The 20,299-nt window shown below is 44.3% G+C and carries 18 protein-coding genes, 2 pseudogenes and 1 riboswitch; of the genes and pseudogenes, 2 read left to right on the top strand and 18 right to left on the bottom strand.

The window, feature by feature from the left end:
- The 9 genes and pseudogenes from cobA to AB5706_RS22460 form a co-directional block, all read right to left on the bottom strand.
- On the bottom strand, positions 1–653 hold a 653-nt coding region (gene cobA, locus AB5706_RS22500), incomplete at its 3' end, for a uroporphyrinogen-III C-methyltransferase (RefSeq protein WP_368366331.1).
- A gap of 105 nt (positions 654–758) precedes the next feature.
- A pseudogene (gene hemC, locus AB5706_RS22495) lies at positions 759–1,634 on the bottom strand (hydroxymethylbilane synthase); the annotation flags it as partial.
- Positions 1,627–2,112, bottom strand: a complete 486-nt coding sequence (locus tag AB5706_RS22490) for a precorrin-2 dehydrogenase/sirohydrochlorin ferrochelatase family protein (protein ID WP_148462846.1) — start codon at positions 2,110–2,112, stop codon at positions 1,627–1,629. The gene AB5706_RS22490 and the pseudogene hemC, both read right to left, overlap by 8 nt.
- A complete protein-coding gene (hemA, locus tag AB5706_RS22485; protein WP_173772422.1) occupies positions 2,102–3,331 on the bottom strand; it encodes a glutamyl-tRNA reductase in 1,230 nt (409 codons plus the stop codon). The genes AB5706_RS22490 and hemA overlap by 11 nt, the downstream gene beginning before the upstream one ends.
- Positions 3,332–3,514: 183 nt before the next feature.
- Positions 3,515–3,868, bottom strand: a complete 354-nt coding sequence (locus AB5706_RS22480) for a CGGC domain-containing protein (protein ID WP_173769685.1) — start codon at positions 3,866–3,868, stop codon at positions 3,515–3,517.
- A 34-nt stretch (positions 3,869–3,902) separates the two neighbouring features.
- Positions 3,903–4,658, bottom strand: a complete 756-nt coding sequence (locus AB5706_RS22475) for an ABC transporter ATP-binding protein (RefSeq protein WP_173769684.1) — start codon at positions 4,656–4,658, stop codon at positions 3,903–3,905.
- A complete protein-coding gene (locus tag AB5706_RS22470; RefSeq protein WP_237963630.1) occupies positions 4,655–5,722 on the bottom strand; it encodes a FecCD family ABC transporter permease in 1,068 nt (355 codons plus the stop codon). The genes AB5706_RS22475 and AB5706_RS22470 overlap by 4 nt, the downstream gene beginning before the upstream one ends.
- Positions 5,723–5,757: 35 nt before the next feature.
- A complete protein-coding gene (locus tag AB5706_RS22465; protein WP_233456053.1) occupies positions 5,758–6,849 on the bottom strand; it encodes an ABC transporter substrate-binding protein in 1,092 nt (363 codons plus the stop codon).
- Between the two features lie 102 nt (positions 6,850–6,951).
- Positions 6,952–7,139: riboswitch (cobalamin riboswitch) on the bottom strand.
- A gap of 70 nt (positions 7,140–7,209) precedes the next feature.
- A complete protein-coding gene (locus tag AB5706_RS22460; protein WP_173769683.1) occupies positions 7,210–7,998 on the bottom strand; it encodes a sirohydrochlorin cobaltochelatase in 789 nt (262 codons plus the stop codon).
- A 140-nt stretch (positions 7,999–8,138) separates the two neighbouring features.
- On the opposite strand from AB5706_RS22460, the gene AB5706_RS22455 reads away from it, so the two are divergent.
- Positions 8,139–8,915: an inositol monophosphatase family protein gene (locus AB5706_RS22455; protein ID WP_173772419.1), complete on the top strand. Its 777-nt coding sequence runs from the start codon at positions 8,139–8,141 to the stop codon at positions 8,913–8,915.
- Between the two features lie 189 nt (positions 8,916–9,104).
- On the opposite strand, the gene AB5706_RS22450 is transcribed toward AB5706_RS22455, so the two are convergent.
- Together AB5706_RS22450 and AB5706_RS22445 are read right to left on the bottom strand one after the other, a co-directional pair.
- Entirely contained in the window at positions 9,105–9,746 is a 642-nt protein-coding gene (locus tag AB5706_RS22450) for a TIGR04100 family radical SAM protein (protein WP_173772005.1), read from the bottom strand.
- A gap of 57 nt (positions 9,747–9,803) precedes the next feature.
- Positions 9,804–10,718: a pyridoxamine kinase gene (locus tag AB5706_RS22445; RefSeq protein ID WP_173772003.1), complete on the bottom strand. Its 915-nt coding sequence runs from the start codon at positions 10,716–10,718 to the stop codon at positions 9,804–9,806.
- 109 nt (positions 10,719–10,827) lie between these two features.
- Between AB5706_RS22445 and pdxR the strand changes: the two genes are divergently transcribed.
- Positions 10,828–12,156, top strand: coding sequence for a MocR-like pyridoxine biosynthesis transcription factor PdxR (gene pdxR, locus AB5706_RS22440; RefSeq protein ID WP_173772000.1), 1,329 nt, complete (start codon positions 10,828–10,830; stop codon positions 12,154–12,156).
- 52 nt (positions 12,157–12,208) lie between these two features.
- Here the strand turns inward: pdxR and AB5706_RS22435 are convergent, their stop codons facing one another.
- The 7 genes and pseudogenes from AB5706_RS22435 to AB5706_RS22405 form a co-directional block, all read right to left on the bottom strand.
- A complete protein-coding gene (locus AB5706_RS22435; RefSeq protein WP_173771998.1) occupies positions 12,209–12,850 on the bottom strand; it encodes a precorrin-8X methylmutase in 642 nt (213 codons plus the stop codon).
- 2 nt (positions 12,851–12,852) lie between these two features.
- Positions 12,853–14,361 carry a cobyric acid synthase gene (locus AB5706_RS22430; RefSeq protein ID WP_173771996.1) on the bottom strand — a complete coding sequence of 503 codons (1,509 nt, stop codon included), beginning with the start codon at positions 14,359–14,361 and terminating at the stop codon, positions 12,853–12,855.
- Positions 14,362–14,408: 47 nt separating this feature from the next.
- On the bottom strand, positions 14,409–15,461 hold the full coding sequence (locus AB5706_RS22425) for a pyridoxal phosphate-dependent aminotransferase (RefSeq protein WP_173769676.1): 1,053 nt from the start codon (positions 15,459–15,461) through the stop codon (positions 14,409–14,411).
- 99 nt (positions 15,462–15,560) lie between these two features.
- A complete protein-coding gene (gene cbiB / locus AB5706_RS22420; RefSeq protein WP_173769675.1) occupies positions 15,561–16,526 on the bottom strand; it encodes an adenosylcobinamide-phosphate synthase CbiB in 966 nt (321 codons plus the stop codon).
- Positions 16,523–18,025: a cobyrinate a,c-diamide synthase gene (locus tag AB5706_RS22415; RefSeq protein WP_173771994.1), complete on the bottom strand. Its 1,503-nt coding sequence runs from the start codon at positions 18,023–18,025 to the stop codon at positions 16,523–16,525. The genes cbiB and AB5706_RS22415 overlap by 4 nt, the downstream gene beginning before the upstream one ends.
- A gap of 64 nt (positions 18,026–18,089) precedes the next feature.
- On the bottom strand, positions 18,090–20,135 hold the full coding sequence (cobK, locus tag AB5706_RS22410) for a precorrin-6A reductase (protein WP_173771992.1): 2,046 nt from the start codon (positions 20,133–20,135) through the stop codon (positions 18,090–18,092).
- Positions 20,128–20,299 (bottom strand): annotated as a pseudogene (locus AB5706_RS22405) (precorrin-3B C(17)-methyltransferase); the annotation flags it as partial. The gene cobK and the pseudogene AB5706_RS22405, both read right to left, overlap by 8 nt.

The following is a 20,299-nucleotide window of genomic DNA, read 5'->3' as shown; positions in this document are numbered from 1 at the left end:
GTGCAGACCTTTCCTACCACAATAATGGCCGGTGTCTGGATCTTCGCCTGGTCAGCCGCGGCTTTCAGGGTACCAACAGTAGCCACCACTCGTTTCTGACCTGCTGTGGTTCCTTTGGACAAAACAGCGGCAGGCATATCCGGTTCCATACCAGCTTTCATAAGACCATTGCAGATATCCTCCATGGCAGTGATTCCCATAAGAAAAACAAGAGTTCCCTTTGTATGCACCAGTGCCCCAAAATCAATGTCGTACTCCATACCCTTGCGTTTATGTCCGGTGATAACATGGACAGAGGAACAGAAATCCCGATGTGTCACAGGAATCCCATTGTATGCAGGTACGGAAATCGGGGATGTCACACCAGGAACTATTTCATAAGGAATGCCCTCCTTTGTAAGAAGCTCCAGCTCCTCTCCTCCTCGTCCAAAGAGAAAAGGATCGCCGCCTTTCAGGCGTACTACCTTGTTGCCCTTTTTTGCCTCTTCAGCAAGAACCTGATTGATCTTCTCCTGGGACATGGTATGGTGGCCGGCACGTTTTCCCACGTTGATCAATTTTGCAGAAGCAGGAATTCTGGTCAGGATTCCCTGTCCTACCAGGCTGTCATAAACAACCACATCTGCCTGTTCCAGCACCTGGGCACCTTTCATTGTAAAAAGTCCCACATCTCCAGGACCGGCTCCCACTAGCCAGACTTTTCCCGGTTCTTTTTTGTTGTCTTCCTGCAAGCCAGACTCTTTGTATTCCACTTTGCAGCGCTCCTGCAGTTCTTTTGCAAGAGAAGTTCCCAGTTCTTCTGCATCTGAAGGATTTCCTGTTTTATATCCTTTCAGGTAATGTCCGGTTTCTTCCTCGTAATAAAGGCCGGTAAGTTTCAACTGACCATCTTTGATTTCTCCATAGGCTGCCACAGGAGAAGTACAGCCTCCGTTTAAATATTTCACAAAGGCACGCTCCGCTGCTGCCGCCTGGTGTGCCTGCAGATCGTCATATCCTTCCAGATATTCATAATCCAGCCCTTTTCTTCCCTGGACAGCCAGGATTCCCTGACCTGCTGCCGGAACCATTTCTTCTGTATCAAAATACCGGCTGATTCTTTTTTCAAGTCCCAGACGCTTCAACCCTGCGGCTGCAAGAACTAACCCAGCATAATCTCCGTTATCCAGCTTCTCCAGTCTTGTCTGAAGATTTCCACGAATGCTTTTCACATTCATATCCGGATAAATTTCTTTCAGCTGCAGTTTTCTTCGAAGACTGGAACATCCGATGGGTTTGGATGGATCCAAAGTATAGCAGCCTTCTGGAAGAACCAGTACATCCCTTGCATCTTCACGTCTGGAAAAAGCAAGTATGGGAAGTTCCTCTGAGATTTCCATTGGCATATCTTTCAGACTATGAACCGACAACTGGCTTCTTCCTTCCAGAAGCGCCCGGTCCAGTTCTTTTACAAACAGACCTTTTCCTCCGATTTTATCAAGCGTACGGTCCAGAATTTTGTCACCTGTGGTCTTCATGGTAAGAATTTCCACATCTGTTTCCGGGTGCTTGCAGACAATATAGTCCCTCACCATCTGGCTTTGCAGTACGGCAAGCTTGCTTTCCCTGCTTCCGATCACAACTTTTTTATTCATAACTATCCTCATCTTTTTCCAGTTCTTCCAGAAGTGCCTGCATTTTTTCTCTTACTGCCTTAGCCTTTTTGTGATTGACACCGCTGGCCGTGATTCCCACTACAATATCATCCTTCAGACAAATTCCGGGAAAGTAAAAATCGCACAAATTCTTATCACTTGCAACATTTACATAAATTCCCTCTTCTTTACAGATACGGTAAATTTCCTCATTTAACTCACTGTTATTCGTAACAGCCAGCACCATATAAGCCATAGAGAAATCTGATTTTTTCACAGGGCGGGGCTGGATCTGAATTTTTCCCAGCTTGCCCAGTTCCCAGAGATCTGCTGTCATCTTCGGTGCGATTACTGTAATATTCCTGGTAAATAATAATAATGCTTTCACTCTTCTTGTAGCAATGGTTCCCCCACCCACTACCACAATATTCTTATCCGATAAATCCACATACAGTGGAAAATAACGCTTATTTTTCATATGTTTTCTCCAGTCCTGCTACACATTCCAGAAATGCCTGTTCATTCATGCTGTCCCTGAGTCCAAACAACATTTTGTTTACAACCTTTTCCATTGCACGGTCCACTGCACTCAACAGCTGCTCTTTTTCCTGCTCTTCCATATGAGTGTTTTTCAGAGGCTTCATAATTCTTAAATTAAAATCATTTACTGCATTTTCTTTAATTTCCTGTATACGCGGGATCAGATTTTTCCCTTCCAGCCATTTAAAAAATTCATCCATCTGCTCACGGACGATTTTTCCAGCTGCCTCCAGATGTTCCTGAAGCTCGGCAGGCTTCTCATCCGTTTTGAAGCTGTCCATATCATATAAAGTCACACCTTCAAACCTGCCCACCTCCGGTTCAATATCTCTTGGAACCGCCAGGTCAATAAGTACAATGGTTTTCTCCAGTTCCAGATCCTCAAACAGCTCTTCGCGCAAAGTGAAGTTTGGACTTGCCGTGGCGCTTACCACAAGATCGCATTTTGGCAGATATTCCATTCGTTCTCCATAATTAATTCTTTTACAGCCAAAAGGAATGCTTACCATACCACTTCGGTACTGGCGGACTGTTACTGTTACATCTGCTCCGCTCTCCATTAGGGTCTGAGCTGCCACCTTTCCCATCTCACCGTTTCCGATCACCATACAGACCTTTTCTTTTACTGAATAGCCTTGTTTTTCCAGCATTTGTATAGCCTGATGGATCACAGATGGATTTCCATGGGAAAATGGGACTTCTGTTTTGATCTTCTTGCCTGCTGTCACGGCCATTCGAAAAAGTACCTCAAGAGCTCCGTCTGTGGTAAAATGTTCTCTGGCAATTCCAAGGGCGTCCTTTACCTGCGTCAGGATCTGGTCTTCACCCAAAATCTGGGATTTCAGCCCTGATGCAAGATAAAACAGATGTTCTACAGCGTCATGACCTTCCCGTTTTATAAAATACTTCTCGTATTCTCTGTTCTGTATTTTTTTTAATCTGCAAAGCTCTTCATATAAAGAAATCTCAGTTTCCTCATCAACGCTTGCCCAGACTTCCAGGCGGTTGCATGTGGACAGGATAATGCAGCCGTTGATTCCAGGCTGCTCTTTTATTTTCTCCATTGCCTCTCCTGCATTTTTTCTGGTAAATGCAAATAAGGCTCTTATATCTATGGGAGCCATACTATGGTCGATTCCAATCATGGAAATACTCATCTTATGTAATTCTCCTTAAAAACATTTTGCTTTGGCGTTTTGTGTTTCTATCTTTTTTCCGCCACCGCTAATTTTACTAATTTGCAGGGAGATTGTCAATAAAACAACAATGAAAAACTTCCAGGCGGTTCGATTATGGGCTACTTATCCGTCTGGAAGTTTTCTTATATTCTTCTTATCTTTTCATTCCCTATGAGTGCCTCTAACCACCTGAATGCCTCTGTCTTCCAGCATTTCACAGATACGGGTTATTCTTGGGCACTCTTTTTTGCCGTCGATCAGACAACATACACCAACATGCATAACTTTTATGTCTTCACTGACCAGCCTGTCAATTTTTTCCAGAATTCCTTTGTCATCATCTGGTTCTGCAGGATTCATACTTTTACATCCATTGCATGTCATCATTGCTGCCAAACAGGTATCCTGGGAATATTCCTTAAAAAAGGCCTCCCGTTCCATAAAAGCCTTCAGACATCCCACCCTGGCACAGACATCGTTGGAATGAAGACAGGTCAAAGTTCCGATCTTTGTCATTTTTCTCACCTTTTAACTCTTGTGCCTGTTTATTTTATAAGAACAAAATATGCATTTTCCCCTGACTGTCATAGACAACTTCTGATTCCACCTTATAAATCCGTCGGATCAGCTCCGGTGTCAAAACTTCCCCAGGAGTACCCTCCCCCTCCAGAACACCGTCTTTTAAAACATAAATCCGGTCGCAGTATGCAGCTGCAATGTTCAGATCATGAATTGCAGAGATCACGGTAACATCCAGATTCTTTACCAGCTTCATCAGCATGATCTGATGAGTGATATCAAGATGATTGGTAGGCTCATCCAGGATCAGGGCAGGCGTCTGCTGTGCAAGAGCTCTTGCAAGAATCACGCGTTGCTGCTCGCCTCCTGATAAAGTGGAAAAGCTGCGGTCTGCAAATTTGTCCATCTGAACGGTTTTCAGCGCTTCCTCTACGATCCGGTAGTCATCTGCATTGTCTCTTTCCAGAGTTTTTTTATGAGGCGCACGCCCCATCAAAACTACTTCTCTTGCGCTGAAATCAAAATTATAGTAATTGTGCTGGGCTACCACCGCCATTTTCTTTGCGGAGCTTTTTGCATTCATAGCATAAAGTTCTTCCCCATCAAGATATACAGCTCCGGAATCTGCCTTTAATACACGGTAAATACATTTCAGCAAAGTGGACTTTCCACTTCCGTTAGGTCCAATGATTCCCACCAATTCCTTATCTCTGGTTTCAATGGAAATTCCCTTAAGGATTTCTTTTGCCTGAAAATTTACCCGGATATTTTCTGTGGTTATTTTCATCCCTTTTTCCCTCCGAAACCATAAGATTTGCGAACCAGTAAATAGATAAAACAAGGCGCTCCAATAATGGAAACCAGAACACCGATAGGCATTTCTGAGTTTTTCAGGATCACACGGCACGCCACATCACACCAGATCAGAAAGGAACTTCCAAGCAGAGCACTAAGGGGAATCAGGCGGCAGTGATCTGTTCCAAACAAGATTCTTACCACATGAGGAATCACCAGACCTACAAAACCGATCACTCCGGCACAATACACGGCAAATCCTACCATCACAGAAGAAAGAATCAGATATGCAGTCCGAAATCTGTGCAGATCTGTTCCCAGGGTAATAGATACTTCATCGCCCAACAGCATCAGATTCAAATTCCTGTACTGCGTCCAGAAAAGCACTACACACACCAGCGTCACAGGAAGCATCACACTTACCCTTGACCAGTTGGCCCCGGCAAGACTTCCCATGGTCCATTTCATAACCTCTGTGGCACCATTTTTGTCATTTGTTATGTAGATCACAAAATTGGAAAAAGCAGAACAGACTGCGCTGATTGCCATTCCTGCAAGAATCAGCTTCGCCGATGTTGCTTTGCCTCCCATATTGGCAATTGCAATAACCGCAAAGGATGTGAGCATGGCTCCTATAAATGCGCAAAGCCCTACGGAGTTTCCTCCAAGGAAGCTGCCGATTCCAAGCATGATCGCCAGAGTTGCCCCGAAAGAAGCACCAGAAGAAATTCCAAGTACATAAGGATCTGCCAAAGGATTCTGCACAATTGCCTGCATGACCACGCCACACACAGAAAGAGCCATACCTACCGCCAGTGCTAGAAGAACCCTTGGAAGCCGGATCAGCCATACAACATCATGAATGGCCCCCTCAGAGTAGGAGGCCATACTTTTTATGTGGAATATTTTGTACAGAATCACGCTGTATACATCTTTCAATGACAGATCTGCATTTCCAAATGTAACAGCTGCCAGAATGGAAAAAAACAGAAATGCGGCAAGTCCCACAAGAGCTGTTGCATAGATAGATGAACGAAAAATTTTCTCTTTTTTCACTGTTTTTTCCTCAATATATCCATTCCACAATCCAATTAATCAATTGCAACATCTGGATATAATCCCTTAGCAAATGTTTCCACTCCGTCCTGGGTACGGGTTGCACTTGCGTACATTTCGCTGAGCATAATTGGATATACACGGCCATTCTTTACTGCGTCAAGGCTCTGGAGGGCTTCATCATCCTGGATCACGGCCATCTGGCTTTCCAGAACACTCTGTGGATCGTCACCTGCATATGGCATGTATACCACAAAGATCACATCCGGGTTTGCTGCAATAATGTCCTCTTTTCCAACGGTAGAAGCATCTGGATTTGCAAGAGTTGCACCTAACTTGGTTACCATATCTCCTCCGAGACTGCTTGCGCCATAGTTTGTAATGTCCTCACCAAGTGGCTCAAGAACCATTACTGTAGGTTTCTCTTCTACATCTTTTGTTGCCTCAAGTGTGTTGTCAATTACAGCTTTGATATCGTCAACAATTGCTTCTGCCTTATCCTGTACGTCAAAAATCTTACCAAGGTTCAGAATATCTGTATATTCATTTTCCAGTGTTCTCTCACCGCCTGGACGGGTATTAGAGTTATAATAAGTGTTGCAGCCTTTATCGATCCAGTTGGTTACATTTCCAAGGTTCTTATCAGAAAACAGGGAACTCCAGGAAAGGATCATATCTGGCTCCAGCATAGTGACAGTTTCAAGGGATGGGGTAAATTCATCAAGATAATTTGTTTTAGAAAATGCTTCTTTCAGATCATCCGGAACTTCGTTGTCAAGACCTGCAGTTGCAACAAGGCGGTCCTCAAGTCCAAGTGCCAGCATTGTCTCAATGCTGCCCTGATATACTGCGATAACCTTTTCCGGTGCTTTTTCATAGATGGTTTCGATCTCGTTTCCATCGTAATCATAGGTAGTGATGGTTAAAGGATACTCGGTTCTGGTCTCACCCTCAGAAGCATCCTCTTCCTCGGAAGCATCTGCAGTCTCTTCAGTCGGCTGGTTATCCTCTTTGATGGTCTCAGAGTCTGCACGCTCTGCTGCATATACTGCAGGCGCTGCGGACATGGTCATAGCAGCAACCATCATCATAGCCATGATTCTTGTAGTTAAAACTTTGTTTTTCATTTCTTTTCCTCTCTTTTCGTTTGTTTTCGTAACCGAAAAGATGGGGCTTCAAAAAGCGTCACTGCTACCCGTGACTTAAAAGGCACTTTTTACGGAAGCTCCTCTTCTTACCTTCGTCAAGCAGGTTTCCTGACTCGCAGGTAGTAACAGCATGGCTTCCCTTCTCACGCATATACGCAATGGTTTTCATAAGCCAGCCTTCCTGTATACAGTGGCCGCAACCGTTCAGGCGTTGCACCTGATTCCCTCTCACAGCGAAATCGCCGTTCACTTAACTGGTATTCAATTACTTCAACAGTCTAGCATATCTCTTCTTTAAAAACAACAATATTATTACCAATTTGCAAATTTTTTGGTCAATTATCTGGCAGTTTTTATATGCTCTACAAACAGCCTCCGAATGCTTTCGTATTCGCCAAGACCCTTCAAAACAGTTTCTACTTTATAGCCTTTCGCTCCGATCACATTTTTCCAGGAATCCGCTTCCTCCCCTGCCATATCATTCTTGGCATGGTCACCTGCCACGATCATAAATGGTGCGATCACAACTTTCTTGGCATCGCTTTTCTCCAGCTGGTTCAAAGCCTGGTCAATTTCCGGATAACCCTCTACGGTTGCCACGATCACATTTTCATATCCCATATCTTTGAATCTGTAATCAAGAGCGGCATAAACCGTATTTGCATAATGCTCTGTTCCATGACCCATAAGCACAAGTGCAGTCTTCTTATCCTGAATTACAGGAAATACATCTGTAATTGTTTTTACCACATATGCATTGTCTTCTTCTGTGGTAAGCAGCGGATTGCCGAATTTCACAGACTGGAAGTGATTAGCAGCTGCAAGAACGTCTGCTTTCATAAGATCGTTCTCCACTCCATTCATTACGTGAGTTGGCTGAACGATCACCTCTTCGATTCCGTCCTGTGCCATGCGCTCCATAGCTTCTTTCACGTTATCATAATGAATGTGATCCCGTTTTTCAATCTTCGCCAGGATCATCTTGCTTGTCCAGGCACGATAAATCCTGTACTGGGGAAAAGCGGCTCCAATTGTCTCTTCAATTGCGTCAATAGTCACTTTTCTGGTATCCTCATGGCTGGTTCCAAAGCTTACCACAAGAATTGCTTTCTTGGTGAGATTACCCATTCTCTTACCTCCATAGTTTTATTTTTACACTGTAATTATAAGGTAAAAATAAATTTTTTCAACTCAATTTTTAATAGCTTTAGCGTCTTGTCCTTCCTTTTTATTTATGGTAAATTTTACCTTGGAGGTGTTACTTTTATATGAATAAAGAAAATCAGTCTAAGATCATAGAACTTGTAAGACAGACAAAGCCACTGATCTTTCAGGAAATGACACATGAAAAGGTTACAGAAAAAGGAGCTGCAGATTACGTCACAAACGTAGATGTAGCTGTGCAGAAGTATCTGAAAGAGGCGCTTGGAAATGAATTTCCGGATATCGCACTGATTGCCGAAGAGAAAGAGAACCTTGGGCTGGATCCGGATAAATCATACTGGATTCTGGATCCCATTGACGGGACTACCAATCTGATCCGGGATTATCACTTAAGTGCAGTTTCTCTTGGGCTTTATGAAAATGGGGAAATTACTTTCGGTGTAGTTTATAATCCATTTACCGAAGAACTGTTCTATGGGGCAAAAGGGGAAGGTGCTTACCTGAATAGAGCTCCTATCCAGGTTTCTAATCAGCCGGAATTCAAGGACGCGGTAGTATCCTTCGGTTCTTCTCCTTATGAGAAAAACAGGGCAAAGGAATTGTTCCCGATATTTTATAATATCTTTATGAACTGTGCTGACTTCAGACGTACTGGTTCTGCTGCTCTTGATATCTGCTATGTGGCATGCGGAAGACAGCATGCTTATCTGGAGCAGAATCTGAAGCCTTGGGACTACAGTGGGGCTTCTATTATTTTAAGGGAAGCAGGCGGCGTCATCACAGACTGGGGAAATAAGGAGCTGCCTTATCTGGCTAACTCAGATATACTGGCTTGTGTGCCACAGTTCCGGGAGATTTTGCTGAAGCTTATAAATGCGTAACAAGGCTGCAGCCTGTTCTCAAAAGCTCTAAGTTCTCATATAAACACGCTCTAGCTCGTTGTCCGCAAAATGAAAGACACCACTTCAGATTTTTATACATATAAAATCTAATAAAAATTGTTAGGTTTTATAAACGATCTGTTAAGGTGTCTTTTTTATTTAAACATATCTGCTTATATTCTTCCGCTTTTATTCTGCTGTATATTCACGCACTCTCAAGGGAATACCTAGCTTCTCTGCCACCTTGCGGCTTTTCTCAACATTTTCCTCGCCAATGCAGTCTACGACCGTAAATTTTACATTTTCTGTATACTGTTTGCAATCTTCTGCAAATTTCAACATGGCATCAAATGCTTTTTCTCCATAGGCCGGACGCACTACTTCATTGTAGGACTTTGCGTCTGGCATGTTCAGACTGATAGAAACAATGTCTACAGCCTGACAGACTTCCCTGGCTATAGAACGCTTATTGATCAAGTCACCAAGTCCATTTGTATTCAGACGTAACCTGATTCCCGGACAGAGCTTGCCATCTCGGTCTGAATGTGCAGGATATTTACTTCTTACATATTTGCTGACTGCGATCAGCTTATCTAATGCCATAGTCGGCTCCCCGTACCCGCAGAAAACAGCTTCCTTGTAACCGGAAAAATCAAACGCATCAATGGCCTTGTAGATTTCTTCCATTGTAGGTTCTTTCTCAAACCATAATGTTTTCGCACTGCCTACAGAATCACCGTTGTTTCGGATGCAGAAGGTACAGTTGCAGGGACATTTATTAGTTAAATTAAAATACACTTCATGATTATAACAATAAACAATATCAGCCATTATTCACTCACTCCTCCATAATTCGTGTTACGCCTCTCGCCATTCACAGCAGCTGTTTCATTTTTCTATTTTACACAATTCCTCAAGATATTTCTCGAAGCAGACTCCGTCATTTCGGTCCGTGCCCTCCTGTACAGTTTCCGCGATTGCTTTGGAAAGGAATTTTACTGCCAGCTCTACACAAGTCATCATAGACATTCTCTTCACTAACCCTGCACTGAGTACAGAGGCAAACAGATCACCGGTTCCCGAATAGCTGCCCCCGGTCTTTGGGGCAAAACACCAGTAGACCTGACCATTTTCCACCACCAGATTTCCCATCTGCATAGAGTTCTTCTCATTCCTATCTGAAATTAGCGCAGGTGCTGCTTTCTGCTCTTTCACATATTCGATTCCCGTAATTACAGCTGCCTGTAAACAATATTCATTTGCCAGCTTCTCGCCGATTTTTTCAATCTGCTCCAGACGTTTCTCCCCATCCAGTTCCAAAAGCCCGGTGTATCTTTTTTCCATCTCTTCTTTCCCATACAAAAGAAGCAATGCTTCTGTCAGATTAGGGGTGATCACCTGTGCGCTTCTCACCAGCTGGACCATCCGTTCCCGCAAACCTTCTGTATAAATCCCATAAGCACCGCCATTATCTCCCATAACCGGATCCACCAGCACCACGGTCTTCTCTTTCCGGAATCTTCTGAGAAAATCCAGGATCTTATCTGCCTGCTCCTCGTCAGCCAGAAATCCTGTATAAATTCCATCCGGGGAAAATCCCCGTTTCTCCCATTCATCCATGATCTGTTCCATGTGCTCTGTATAATTGTCACAGTAATAGGAAGGATAACCGGTCTGGTTGCTGAGTACTGCTGTTGGCAGCGGTACAGCCTGCACGCCCATCACCGAGATCACCGGAATTGCCGCTGTCAGGGAACATTTTCCAAGCCCTGACAAATCCTGAATTACCGCTATTTTTTTCAAATATATCACTCCTGATTTTTATTGTAAATTTTTCGTTTATATTATAAAATATCATCTAAGTGTATGTACAGAAATATCCAAATTCAACTTTTTTAGAAGGGACAGTTTTATGTTAGACATTGAAAAGAATCAAACCCGCACTACGCATCTTTATATGGAAGTTTACGAATACTACCGGAAACTGATCCTGGATGGAAAAATGACACCCGGAAGCAAAATGCCTTCTCTCCGCAAGTGTTCCCAGGAGCTGAAGCTTTCCCGCACTACTATTGAAACTGCCTATCTTCAGCTTGCCGCAGACGGCTACATTATGGCAAAAGCCCAAAGCGGCTATTATGTCACAGAGATTGCCTCCCACCAGCATAAAAACAACCAGCCGGGTACTCATAAAGAAACTCATTACCGCTATGACCTGGCATCTTCAGGTGTAGATAAAGAAAGCTTTCGTTTTGACCTGTGGAGCCGTTACATGAAAAGCGCCCTCCGGCAGAATGAACGCATGCTGACCTACGGCGAACCCCAGGGGGAAGCGGATTTCCGGGAAACTTTGTCAGATTACATCCGTGAGAGGCGGAACATTCTTTGTTCACCGGATGATATTGTAGTAGGCGCCAGTTTCCAAAGCCTGCTGCAGATTCTCTGTCCTCTTATTCATGAAGTATGTCCGGAATTTCACTGGGTATCCTTTCCAACCCCTTCTTTCGTTCACGGAAGCACAGTTTTCGGGGACTATGGATATGAGATCTGTTACCGTGACAAAGACTGTGATGTGGTCTATGTTTCTCCTGCACACATGACAAAGTGGGGCGAAATCATGCCGGTAAAGCGCCGTCTGGAGCTTTTGAAATATGCAAATGAGCGCCATCATCTGGTAATCGAAGATGATTTCGAAAACGAATTTGTCTATTTCCAGAAGCCTACCCCCTCCCTTTTCGGACTTTCCGGAGGACAGGGCGTAGTTTACATTGGTTCATTTTCCAGATTGCTGCTGCCTTCTATCCGTATCAGCTTTATGATCCTGCCTCCTGAGCTTCTCAATGCTTATAAAAAGAAAGCCGGATTTTACAACCAGACTGCTTCCAAGGCAGAACAGATTGCTCTGTGTCAATTTATCCGGGACGGTCATCTTGCTGCACAGACCAGAAGGCTGAAACGACTTTATTCTTCCAAATTAAAACAGCTTCGCAGCTCAGTCCGTCAGGTATTTGGCACTGGCTGTCAGATTCAGGTGGGCGCAGCCGGTACCAGTCTGGCTCTTACTTTGCCTTATGAAAAAAGCGGGGATGAATTAAAAAAACAGGCTTCTGAAAAAAGCCTGCATTTACAAATTTTAAAAGAAAGTGAAAAAGATGTGACGGTACTTATGTCCTGCTCTTCCATGCCAGTACAGGATTTCATCCCGGCCTGTGAACTGCTGAAGTCTGTAGTTTTTGACTAAACAGACAGCGTATACTTTGCCATTTACCATAGACAGAGTATACGCCGTTTTTTTATCCCCGGTTGTTGTCAATCATATACAGCAAGGCATTACAGATGCACGCTGCGATATTTGATCCACCCTTACGCCCGCGGGCTACAATGTACGGTACCTCTGTATGCATGATCAGTTCCTTGGACTGCACCACATTCACAAACCCCACAGGCACACCGATGATTAACTCCGGATCCAGCTTTTTCTCCTCGATCAGCTCATAAAGGCGAACCAGTGCTGTAGGTGCATTTCCAATGGCAAAGATCAGTTTTTTATCCAACCCGGCCGCCTTGTCCATGCTGGCTGTGGCACGGGTGGAACCATTTTCTTTCGCAATCTTCGCCACATCCTCATCTGACATAAAACAGTAAACCTCACCGCCATACCTTGCAAGGGCACGTTTATTGATTCCTGCTTTTGCCATCTGGGTATCGGTTACAATACAGGCGCCATCTTTAATTGCCTGAATCGCTTTTTCCACTGCGTTTTCGGAAAAGCAAAGATTTTTCGCGTAATCAAAATCAGCGCTTGTATGAATACATCTCTTTACCACCAGCTCTGTTCCCGGGATCAGAGGGGTATCACCAAGCTCCTCTGTGATGATCTCAAAGCTTCTTTTCTCTATGTCCATTGGTTTTACATTTTCCAGTTCTACCTTCATATTTATACCCCCTCTTCCAGGATTTCATATATTTTCTTCATATCCAGATGTTTCCGGAGCTCTGCTGCCAGAATATCATACTGGGTTTCCTTAAATGCCTGAAAATCCATTCCAGTCATTCCGGATACGTCCAGCCCTTTCTTTTCTCCAATGATCTGTACAACTGCCTCAGCTACTGCCTCTTTATCGAAAACACCATGGACATAAGTTCCGCACACATTGTCAAGATAAGCACCATCCGCCTTTCTCTCTCCGGTTACGCTATCCTGAATATTTGTAGATGGCTTTGCATCTCCCTTCAGGGCAGTCTCACCCATATGGATCTCATATCCTTCCAGAGCAGTATCACTAAGCTTTGCAAACGCACCAGTCAGCTGGCTAAAGGAGCCTTCCACTCTGGTTCTGGTCTTTTTCCTGGCAAAAACGGTATCCATTGGAAGAAGGCCCATACCTTTGATCGTTCCGCCAGCTTCCACTCCATGAGGATCGCTTAAAGTCTCGCCCATCATCTGATAGCCGCCGCAGATTCCAAAAATCAGCTTTCCTTTCGCAGCCTCCTTCAGGATCAACGCTTCCAGGCCATTTTCTCTCATCCACAGAAGATCTTCCATTGTATTTTTGGTTCCCGGCAGAATGATCATATCCGGATTTCCAAGCTCTGATGGATTTTTTACATAGCGAAGGGAAACCCCCTGGATACTCTCCAGCGGATTAAAATCTGTGAAATTAGAAATTCTGGGCACTCGGATCACCGCAATGTCAATCATGTCTACTGTCCGATTTGTCTCAAAACGTTCCGTCAGGCTGTCCTCATCCTCCACCTGAATATTCAGATAAGGAGCTACGCCCACAACCGGAATGCCGCTTCTCTCCTCCAGCATTTCCACTCCGGGATCCAGAATGGTTTTGTCTCCACGGAATTTATTGATGATCAGGCCTTTTACCATCTCCTTCTCGTCTTCTTCCAGAAGCATGACAGTTCCGATCAGCTGGGCAAAAACACCGCCACGGTCAATATCTCCCACCAGAAGGACCGGAGCCTTTGCCATTTTCGCCATACCCATATTTACGATATCATCACTTTTCAGGTTGATTTCCGCCGGACTTCCGGCTCCTTCTATAACAATAATATCATTTTCCGCTGCAAGAGCATTGTAAGCCTTCATAATATCCGGCACCAGTTTTTTCTTATATTTGAAATAATCTCTGGCGCTCATGTTTCCCAGAACCTCACCGTTTACGATCACCTGGGAGCCTACATCGTTTGTAGGCTTTAAAAGAACAGGATTCATCAGAACAGAAGGAGCAATTCCGGCTGCTTCTGCCTGCATCACCTGGGCACGTCCCATTTCCAGACCTTCTTTTGTGATAAAAGAATTCAACGCCATATTCTGGGACTTGAAAGGTGCCACACGGTAACCGTCCTGTTTAAAAATTCTGCAAAGGCCTGCTGCCAGAAGGCTTTTTCCGGCATTGGACATTGTCCCCTGCACCATGATTGCTTTTGCCAAAATGTGTTCCTCCTTTTATAAAATCACATTTTCAACTTTGGTTCTATCTATTTCTTTCTATTTCTTTCTATTTCTTTCAATGCCCTGACAAGCTGCTGATTTTCTTCATGTTCCTTCACCGCAACCCTGTAATATCCTTTGGAAAGTCCGGTATAATTGCTGCAATCGCGTATCAGGATCTTCTTCTGCTCCAGCTTCTCATACAAATCCAGCGGACCTGTAAAAAACACATAATTTGCCTGAGATGGGTAAACCGGATAACCAAGAGCAGTCAATTGCTCTTTCAGGTAAGCTAGCTCTTCAAATGTCACCTGTCTGCCCTTTTCTACATATTCCGTTTCCTGTAATGCAGCCAGACCTGCTGCCTGTGCCATGGAAGAGACATTCCAGGGCTGACATACACCTTCTATTTTTTCCAGAAGTCCTTTATTTCCGCAAAGACCATAGCCAAGTCTCACACCTGCCATAGCATAGCGCTTTGTAAAAGCTTTCAGAAGAAACAGATTGTCATAGGTTTCCAGATATTCTTTTAGCGTATATTTTTCTGGTGATGGAACGAAATCCAGGAAGCATTCGTCCACAGCCATAAGAATATCAAGTTCCTGACAACGCTTCAGAATTTTTTCCAGCAACGGTTTTTCCACCAGAAGCCCGGTTGGATTATTGGGATTACACAGGAAAATAATGTCAATCTCTTTTGTCAATGCCTGTAAGAAGTCTTCCTCCAGCACAAACCCCTTTTTCCCATTCAGGGGAAAAAACTCCACCTGGCAATCCACACTATATAATGCCTGTTGGTATTCTGCAAAAGTCGGAGCCGGCACCAGAGCCCGTCTTGGATTCACCGCCCGGCAAAGGGAAAAGATCACCTCTGCAGCGCCGTTTCCGCAGATCACCTGATCCGGCTTCGTATTCTCATATTCTGCAATGGCTTTTTTTAAGGGAGTGCAACCTACCTGGGGGTAGTCATTTATATGCTCCAGACTTTCAATGATCGCTTTTTTGATTCCCTCCGGGGTACCAAGAGGATTGCAGTTTGCTGAAAAGTCAATGCACCCCTGATGATGATACACATCACCGCCATGTATGTGTTTTTCCATTGTTGTCTCCATTCAAGTAATTGCACGCTCTAGATGTGCATCACAATTTTAAAACATACTTTAATCTTTTATTTGTTGCTGTTTTTTCAGCAAAATCTGCTATAACACAGTCTTCAGAAGAACACTCAGCCCGAAGAATAAAATTGCTCCCACAATACAGGTTGCATAAAGCAGTTTATTCGCTCTTGGAATATCCTCGATTTCAACCGGGCGGATCGGATCCCCGATCGTCGGTTTTTCATATAGCTTACCAAAATAATAAGCATTTCCTGCCAGCTGAACATCCAGTGCTCCTGCCATAGCCGCTTCTGTCTGGGCAGAATTGGGGCTTGCATGATTGCGGCGGTCTCTTCTGTATATTTTCACTGCATTTTTGGTATCCATTCCAACAAATACTGTGGACAATGCCATCAGCCAGCCGGAAATTCTGGCTGGAATATAATTCGCCACATCGTCAAGTCTGGCTGCACATCTTCCAAAATACAGATATTTATCGTTTTTATATCCAAGCATAGAATCCATAGTGTTGATGCCCTTGTACAAAAACATCAGAGGAATTCCACCGATTGCCATATAAAGCATAGGGGCAATAATTCCGTCAGAGGAATTTTCCGCAACCGTTTCCACAGCTGCCTTCGTCACTCCGATTTCTGAAAGTGCCTGTGTATCACGTCCCACAATCATAGAAACGGCATAACGCGCTTCCTCAATGGTTCCGTTTTTCAGGCGGTCATATACTTTCATACTTTCCACTTTCAATGATTTTGTTGCAAGCAGCTGTCCGCACCAGAAAGTCTCCAGTGCAAAGCCCAGCCAGAAATTCCATTTATAAAACAGATGGATTACAACGTAAGGAATAAAAAAGGTAATAAAACAGACAAGGACAACTTCCAGAATGCCTCCTGCCCGCTCACCCTTATCTGTTTTCGGAAACACCTTTCGTATTCCTTTTTCCAGTATGCTGATCAGATTTCCTATAAGACATACCGGATGATATAGCCATCTTGGATCTCCCATAAGCAGGTCAAGAATAAAACCTGCCGGAAGAGTTAATAATCGTATCATTTTTGTAACTCCTTATACTCCAGACACTTTTTTAAAAATGCCTGCGGGATTTTCGGATTCGCATAATAATATAAATGAGGAAAGCCAGCTAACAAATGATCAGAGCCGTGCATGCAGTCCCACCCGCGTTTGCTTTCCGGTTTGAAAGCATGAAATGCAGTTCCACAATTATCCGAATCAAAATAATGAAATTCATGGGCCGGACTTACTCCAAGATCTGACTCCCCAAGAATTGCAGTTTCCTGTTTTCCATGGGAAATCCCCTGATTCTGCTTCAAAGTAATATAGCCAAACCGGGTCAGTCTGGGTGTGTGCCATACCTTACCCGGAATAACGCCTGCCATTTCATAGAATTTCCCATCCATTCCCTCCATGCTTTCGTGGAGATACATGAACCCACCGCATTCTGCAAGACAGGGCATTCCATCCTTTATGGCTGCCGCAATTTCCTGCCGCATAGAAAGATTCTCCTCCAATGCTTTTCCATTTAATTCCGGATATCCACCATAGAGAAGAAGTCCGTCCAGATTTTCTGGTAAATGTCCGTCATATACAGGCGAAAAAGCCACCAACTCGGCACCCATGGAACGAAGAAGATCCAGATTATCCTCATAAAAGAAGCAGAATGCCTCATCTTTCGCAAGACCGATCCGAAGCTTCTTTGGGCTTTTCCAGGTATACACCTGACTCATTTCAGTCAATGCATCCACTTCTCTTTTCACCTTTTCAGCTATTGCACTGGTTCCAGCTGGCTGACATAGGGATCTCTCATCTGTCTTTTCCAACAATGGATATTCCAACACTGGTGCCTCATTGGCCAGTTTTAATATCTCTTCTATTTCCAGACTGTTTTCCAGCACTTCTGCCAGCTTCAAAAGCCGTCCCTTCAGTTCCGGGATTTCTTCTGGCAAAATCAGTCCCAGGTGTCGGCTCTCGATCACACAATCTTCCACCCTTGGCACATAGCCCAGCACCTTAATGCCAAGCTCTTCTTCTATCAGCTTTTTCATTCGGGGATAAAGCATGGGCGACATCTGATTAAAAATCACGCCTTTTATATGGCTGTCCTTTTTATATTCCATAAATCCTTTTATGTAAGCAGCAAGTGAAACACTCATTCCTTTGCTGTTTACGATCAGAAGCACAGGCGTATCCGTTACCCGGGCCAGATCATAGGCACTTGCTCTGGTTGTAATTCCTGCCACGCCGTCATAAAAACCCATAACGCCTTCCATCACTGCAATTTCACAGTCAGCACTGTTTTTTGCAAGAAGAGATCGGGTAATATCCTCTCCTGTAAAAAAAGTGTCCAGGTTTCGGGATTTTGTACCAATTACCTGGGTATGGAACATGGGATCAATATAATCCGGTCCGCATTTAAAGGAGACTGTCTTTATCCCTCTGTTTACCAGTACCTGCAGCAGACCACAGGTGAGAAGTGTTTTTCCGCTTCCGCTGGCTCCTGCTGCAAGCAAGATCCTGGTTATTCTTTTTTTCATGATAGTCCTCCTCTTCTTTCCGCGCCAACAGCCTTTTTCTGCACTCTAAAAAAAACCACACCTGTCATATCCGCGCCCGGGGGCTCTGGCAGGTGATAATATAAATAGGATTCTCTCCCATCATTAGGTGGTATCTTCCAATCTCTTTTGATCTGGAGGCTGTAAGCTGCACTGCTTCCTGATCTGCGAAATCGTATTCTTTCAATATTTCCAGTGCCTCACTGATAGTCTCCAGCGTAATGCAGTTGATCACGATCCGCACATCTCGGTTCTTTTCTAAAAGCAGGGCAACGATTTCTTTCAGATTTCCTGATGAACCACCGATAAACGCATGAGTAGGAACCGGCAGTTCTTTTAGTGCTTCCGGTGCCTCGCCCTTTATAATTTCCAGATTATCCGTTGCAAACCGCTGTTTGTTTTCGTAAAGAAGAGCCACCGCGTCATCCTTTTTCTCAACAGCGAAAACCTGTCCCTGATCTGCGCGAAGAGCCATTTCCACAGAAACAGAACCTGTTCCGGCACCTACATCATAGCAGATGGAATCTTCCTGAAGACGAAGCTTGGAAAGGGAAACACATCTCACCTCTTCTTTTGTCATAGGTGCTTTTCCACGGATAAATTTCTCATCTGGAATTCCATGAGTGGAAAATGCCGGTCTGGCTTTTTCATTGTAAGCACAGACAACGCTCAATGCCTGACCCTCATAGGAAGTCAGTTCACTGGCGTTCGCCTGGAATATTTTTTCATCTGGATAGGAAAGATTTTCTCCAACATAGAGAACCACATCTCCCATCTCATATTCCACCAGCTTCTGTGCAAGTTCCGCAACTGCACTTCCTGTTCCCAGAATGGAAAAAACCTTCTGATTCTGCTTGATCATGGAAACCAAATTGCAATTTTTGCCGTGGGCGCTGGTGATCTTCGCATCATCCCAGGATAAACTGATCTGGGACATAAAATAAACCACAGAAGAAATTCCGCAGATAATCTCAATGGAGACACAGCCATTCTCTTTTTCACTGTCCTCCTGCCCTTCAAAACCATCTGCTAAAACACCCTCTGGTTTCCTTCCATTCAACACATCCAGCAGCTTCTTCGCTCCGCTGTAGAATCCCACATCCCCGGACAAAGCTATCACAATATTCTCATATTCCGGATGGCTCTTAATATAAGCTCCAATCACATCACTGCGGTATTCATACACCACCTGCTGTCCCGGCTCCCGGATGGAATCTGCCATACGCCTGGCCCCAATGATCAGATCAGCTCTTTGAACTGCCCTTTTTCCCTGAATTGTAAGGGTTTTCTCACTTCCCATCCCAATTCCCAGAAGTGTAACGTGAGGTTTCAGGGTGAGTCCAAAGTGTTCCGCGAGCATATGTTTACATTCTGCCACAGAAAGACCCTCTTCCTGCAGCGGTCTTCCAATTATAACAGGAATCACATCGCACATAAGTGCAGCATCAATTTTCTCCTGGAAACCACCTGCTTTTCCTGTATCCTTTGTCACAAGATATTTGCAGTCATACTGACGAAGCATGGCTGCGTTTAATTCCATGGAAAAGGGTCCCTGCATACCGATCAGATGCTTGCCCTCAAAGCCGTAACCTTTGCAGGTTTCCATCACAGATGGCAAAGACAGAACACGGGCATAAATGCGTTCTCCAGCATCAGATAAAGCTGTAAATTTTCCAAGCTCCTTGCTGCCTGTAGTTAGCAGGATATTCCCCTTAGTGTCTTCCAGAAACCTCACTGCTGCCTCCGTGTCTTCCACATATACAGCTTTATCCTGATATGCGCCCTTTTCACGAAGTACTCTCTCATAGGAAAGCCCTGTATTTTTGCAGGCTGTCCAAATATTCTCCGTTACCTCGGCAGCATACGGATGGGTAGCATCCAGCACCAATCCGGGACTGAGTTCTTTCAGAAGATTTTCCATCTCCGCCCCATTCAGGCGGCCAGCGTGGATTTTCAGATATTCGCCCTCTTTTAATGATTTGCTGCCGTAATCGGTAGCGACACATGCAAGCACACTTACTTTATTTTTTGCCAGAAAGCTGCAGATTTCACAGCCTTCTGTGGTGCCTGCAAATACGACAACATCAAACATTTTTATATCCTCTTGGTGTTACCATTTTTCCATCAATATTTCTGGTCTGTGAATTTCCAATAAATACAGTGGTAAACATATCTACCTGTGTTTCTTTCAATTCAGCCAGAGTCATAACCCTGGCAGTTTCACCCTCGCGGTTAATGTTCTGCACGGTACCGCAT

The organism is Ruminococcus sp. RTP21484sp1_RTP21277st1_D2_RTP21277_210401, assembly GCF_040924225.1.
Classification (GTDB): domain Bacteria; phylum Bacillota; class Clostridia; order Lachnospirales; family Lachnospiraceae; genus Blautia_A; species Blautia_A faecis.
Note: the sequence above shows the minus strand (reverse complement) of the source record. Positions and strands in the feature narration are given on the sequence as shown.

Excerpts from the sequence above, each read along its gene's own strand:
- AB5706_RS22465 (WP_233456053.1), bottom strand. The coding sequence starts at position 6,849 with ATGAAAAACAAAGTTTTAACTACAAGAATCATGGCTATGATGATGGTT.
- AB5706_RS22450 (WP_173772005.1), bottom strand. The coding sequence starts at position 9,746 with ATGGCTGATATTGTTTATTGTTATAATCATGAAGTGTATTTTAATTTA.
- cbiB (WP_173769675.1), bottom strand. The coding sequence starts at position 16,526 with ATGATACGATTATTAACTCTTCCGGCAGGTTTTATTCTTGACCTGCTT.
- AB5706_RS22425 (WP_173769676.1), bottom strand. The coding sequence starts at position 15,461 with ATGGAAAAACACATACATGGCGGTGATGTGTATCATCATCAGGGGTGC.
- hemA (WP_173772422.1), bottom strand. The coding sequence starts at position 3,331 with ATGAGTATTTCCATGATTGGAATCGACCATAGTATGGCTCCCATAGAT.
- AB5706_RS22475 (WP_173769684.1), bottom strand. The coding sequence starts at position 4,658 with ATGAAAATAACCACAGAAAATATCCGGGTAAATTTTCAGGCAAAAGAA.
- AB5706_RS22480 (WP_173769685.1), bottom strand. The coding sequence starts at position 3,868 with ATGACAAAGATCGGAACTTTGACCTGTCTTCATTCCAACGATGTCTGT.
- AB5706_RS22490 (WP_148462846.1), bottom strand. The coding sequence starts at position 2,112 with ATGAAAAATAAGCGTTATTTTCCACTGTATGTGGATTTATCGGATAAG.
- AB5706_RS22415 (WP_173771994.1), bottom strand. The coding sequence starts at position 18,025 with ATGAAAAAAAGAATAACCAGGATCTTGCTTGCAGCAGGAGCCAGCGGA.
- cobK (WP_173771992.1), bottom strand. The coding sequence starts at position 20,135 with ATGTTTGATGTTGTCGTATTTGCAGGCACCACAGAAGGCTGTGAAATC.
- AB5706_RS22460 (WP_173769683.1), bottom strand. The coding sequence starts at position 7,998 with ATGGGTAATCTCACCAAGAAAGCAATTCTTGTGGTAAGCTTTGGAACC.
- AB5706_RS22455 (WP_173772419.1), top strand. The coding sequence starts at position 8,139 with ATGAATAAAGAAAATCAGTCTAAGATCATAGAACTTGTAAGACAGACA.
- pdxR (WP_173772000.1), top strand. The coding sequence starts at position 10,828 with ATGTTAGACATTGAAAAGAATCAAACCCGCACTACGCATCTTTATATG.
- AB5706_RS22435 (WP_173771998.1), bottom strand. The coding sequence starts at position 12,850 with ATGAAGGTAGAACTGGAAAATGTAAAACCAATGGACATAGAGAAAAGA.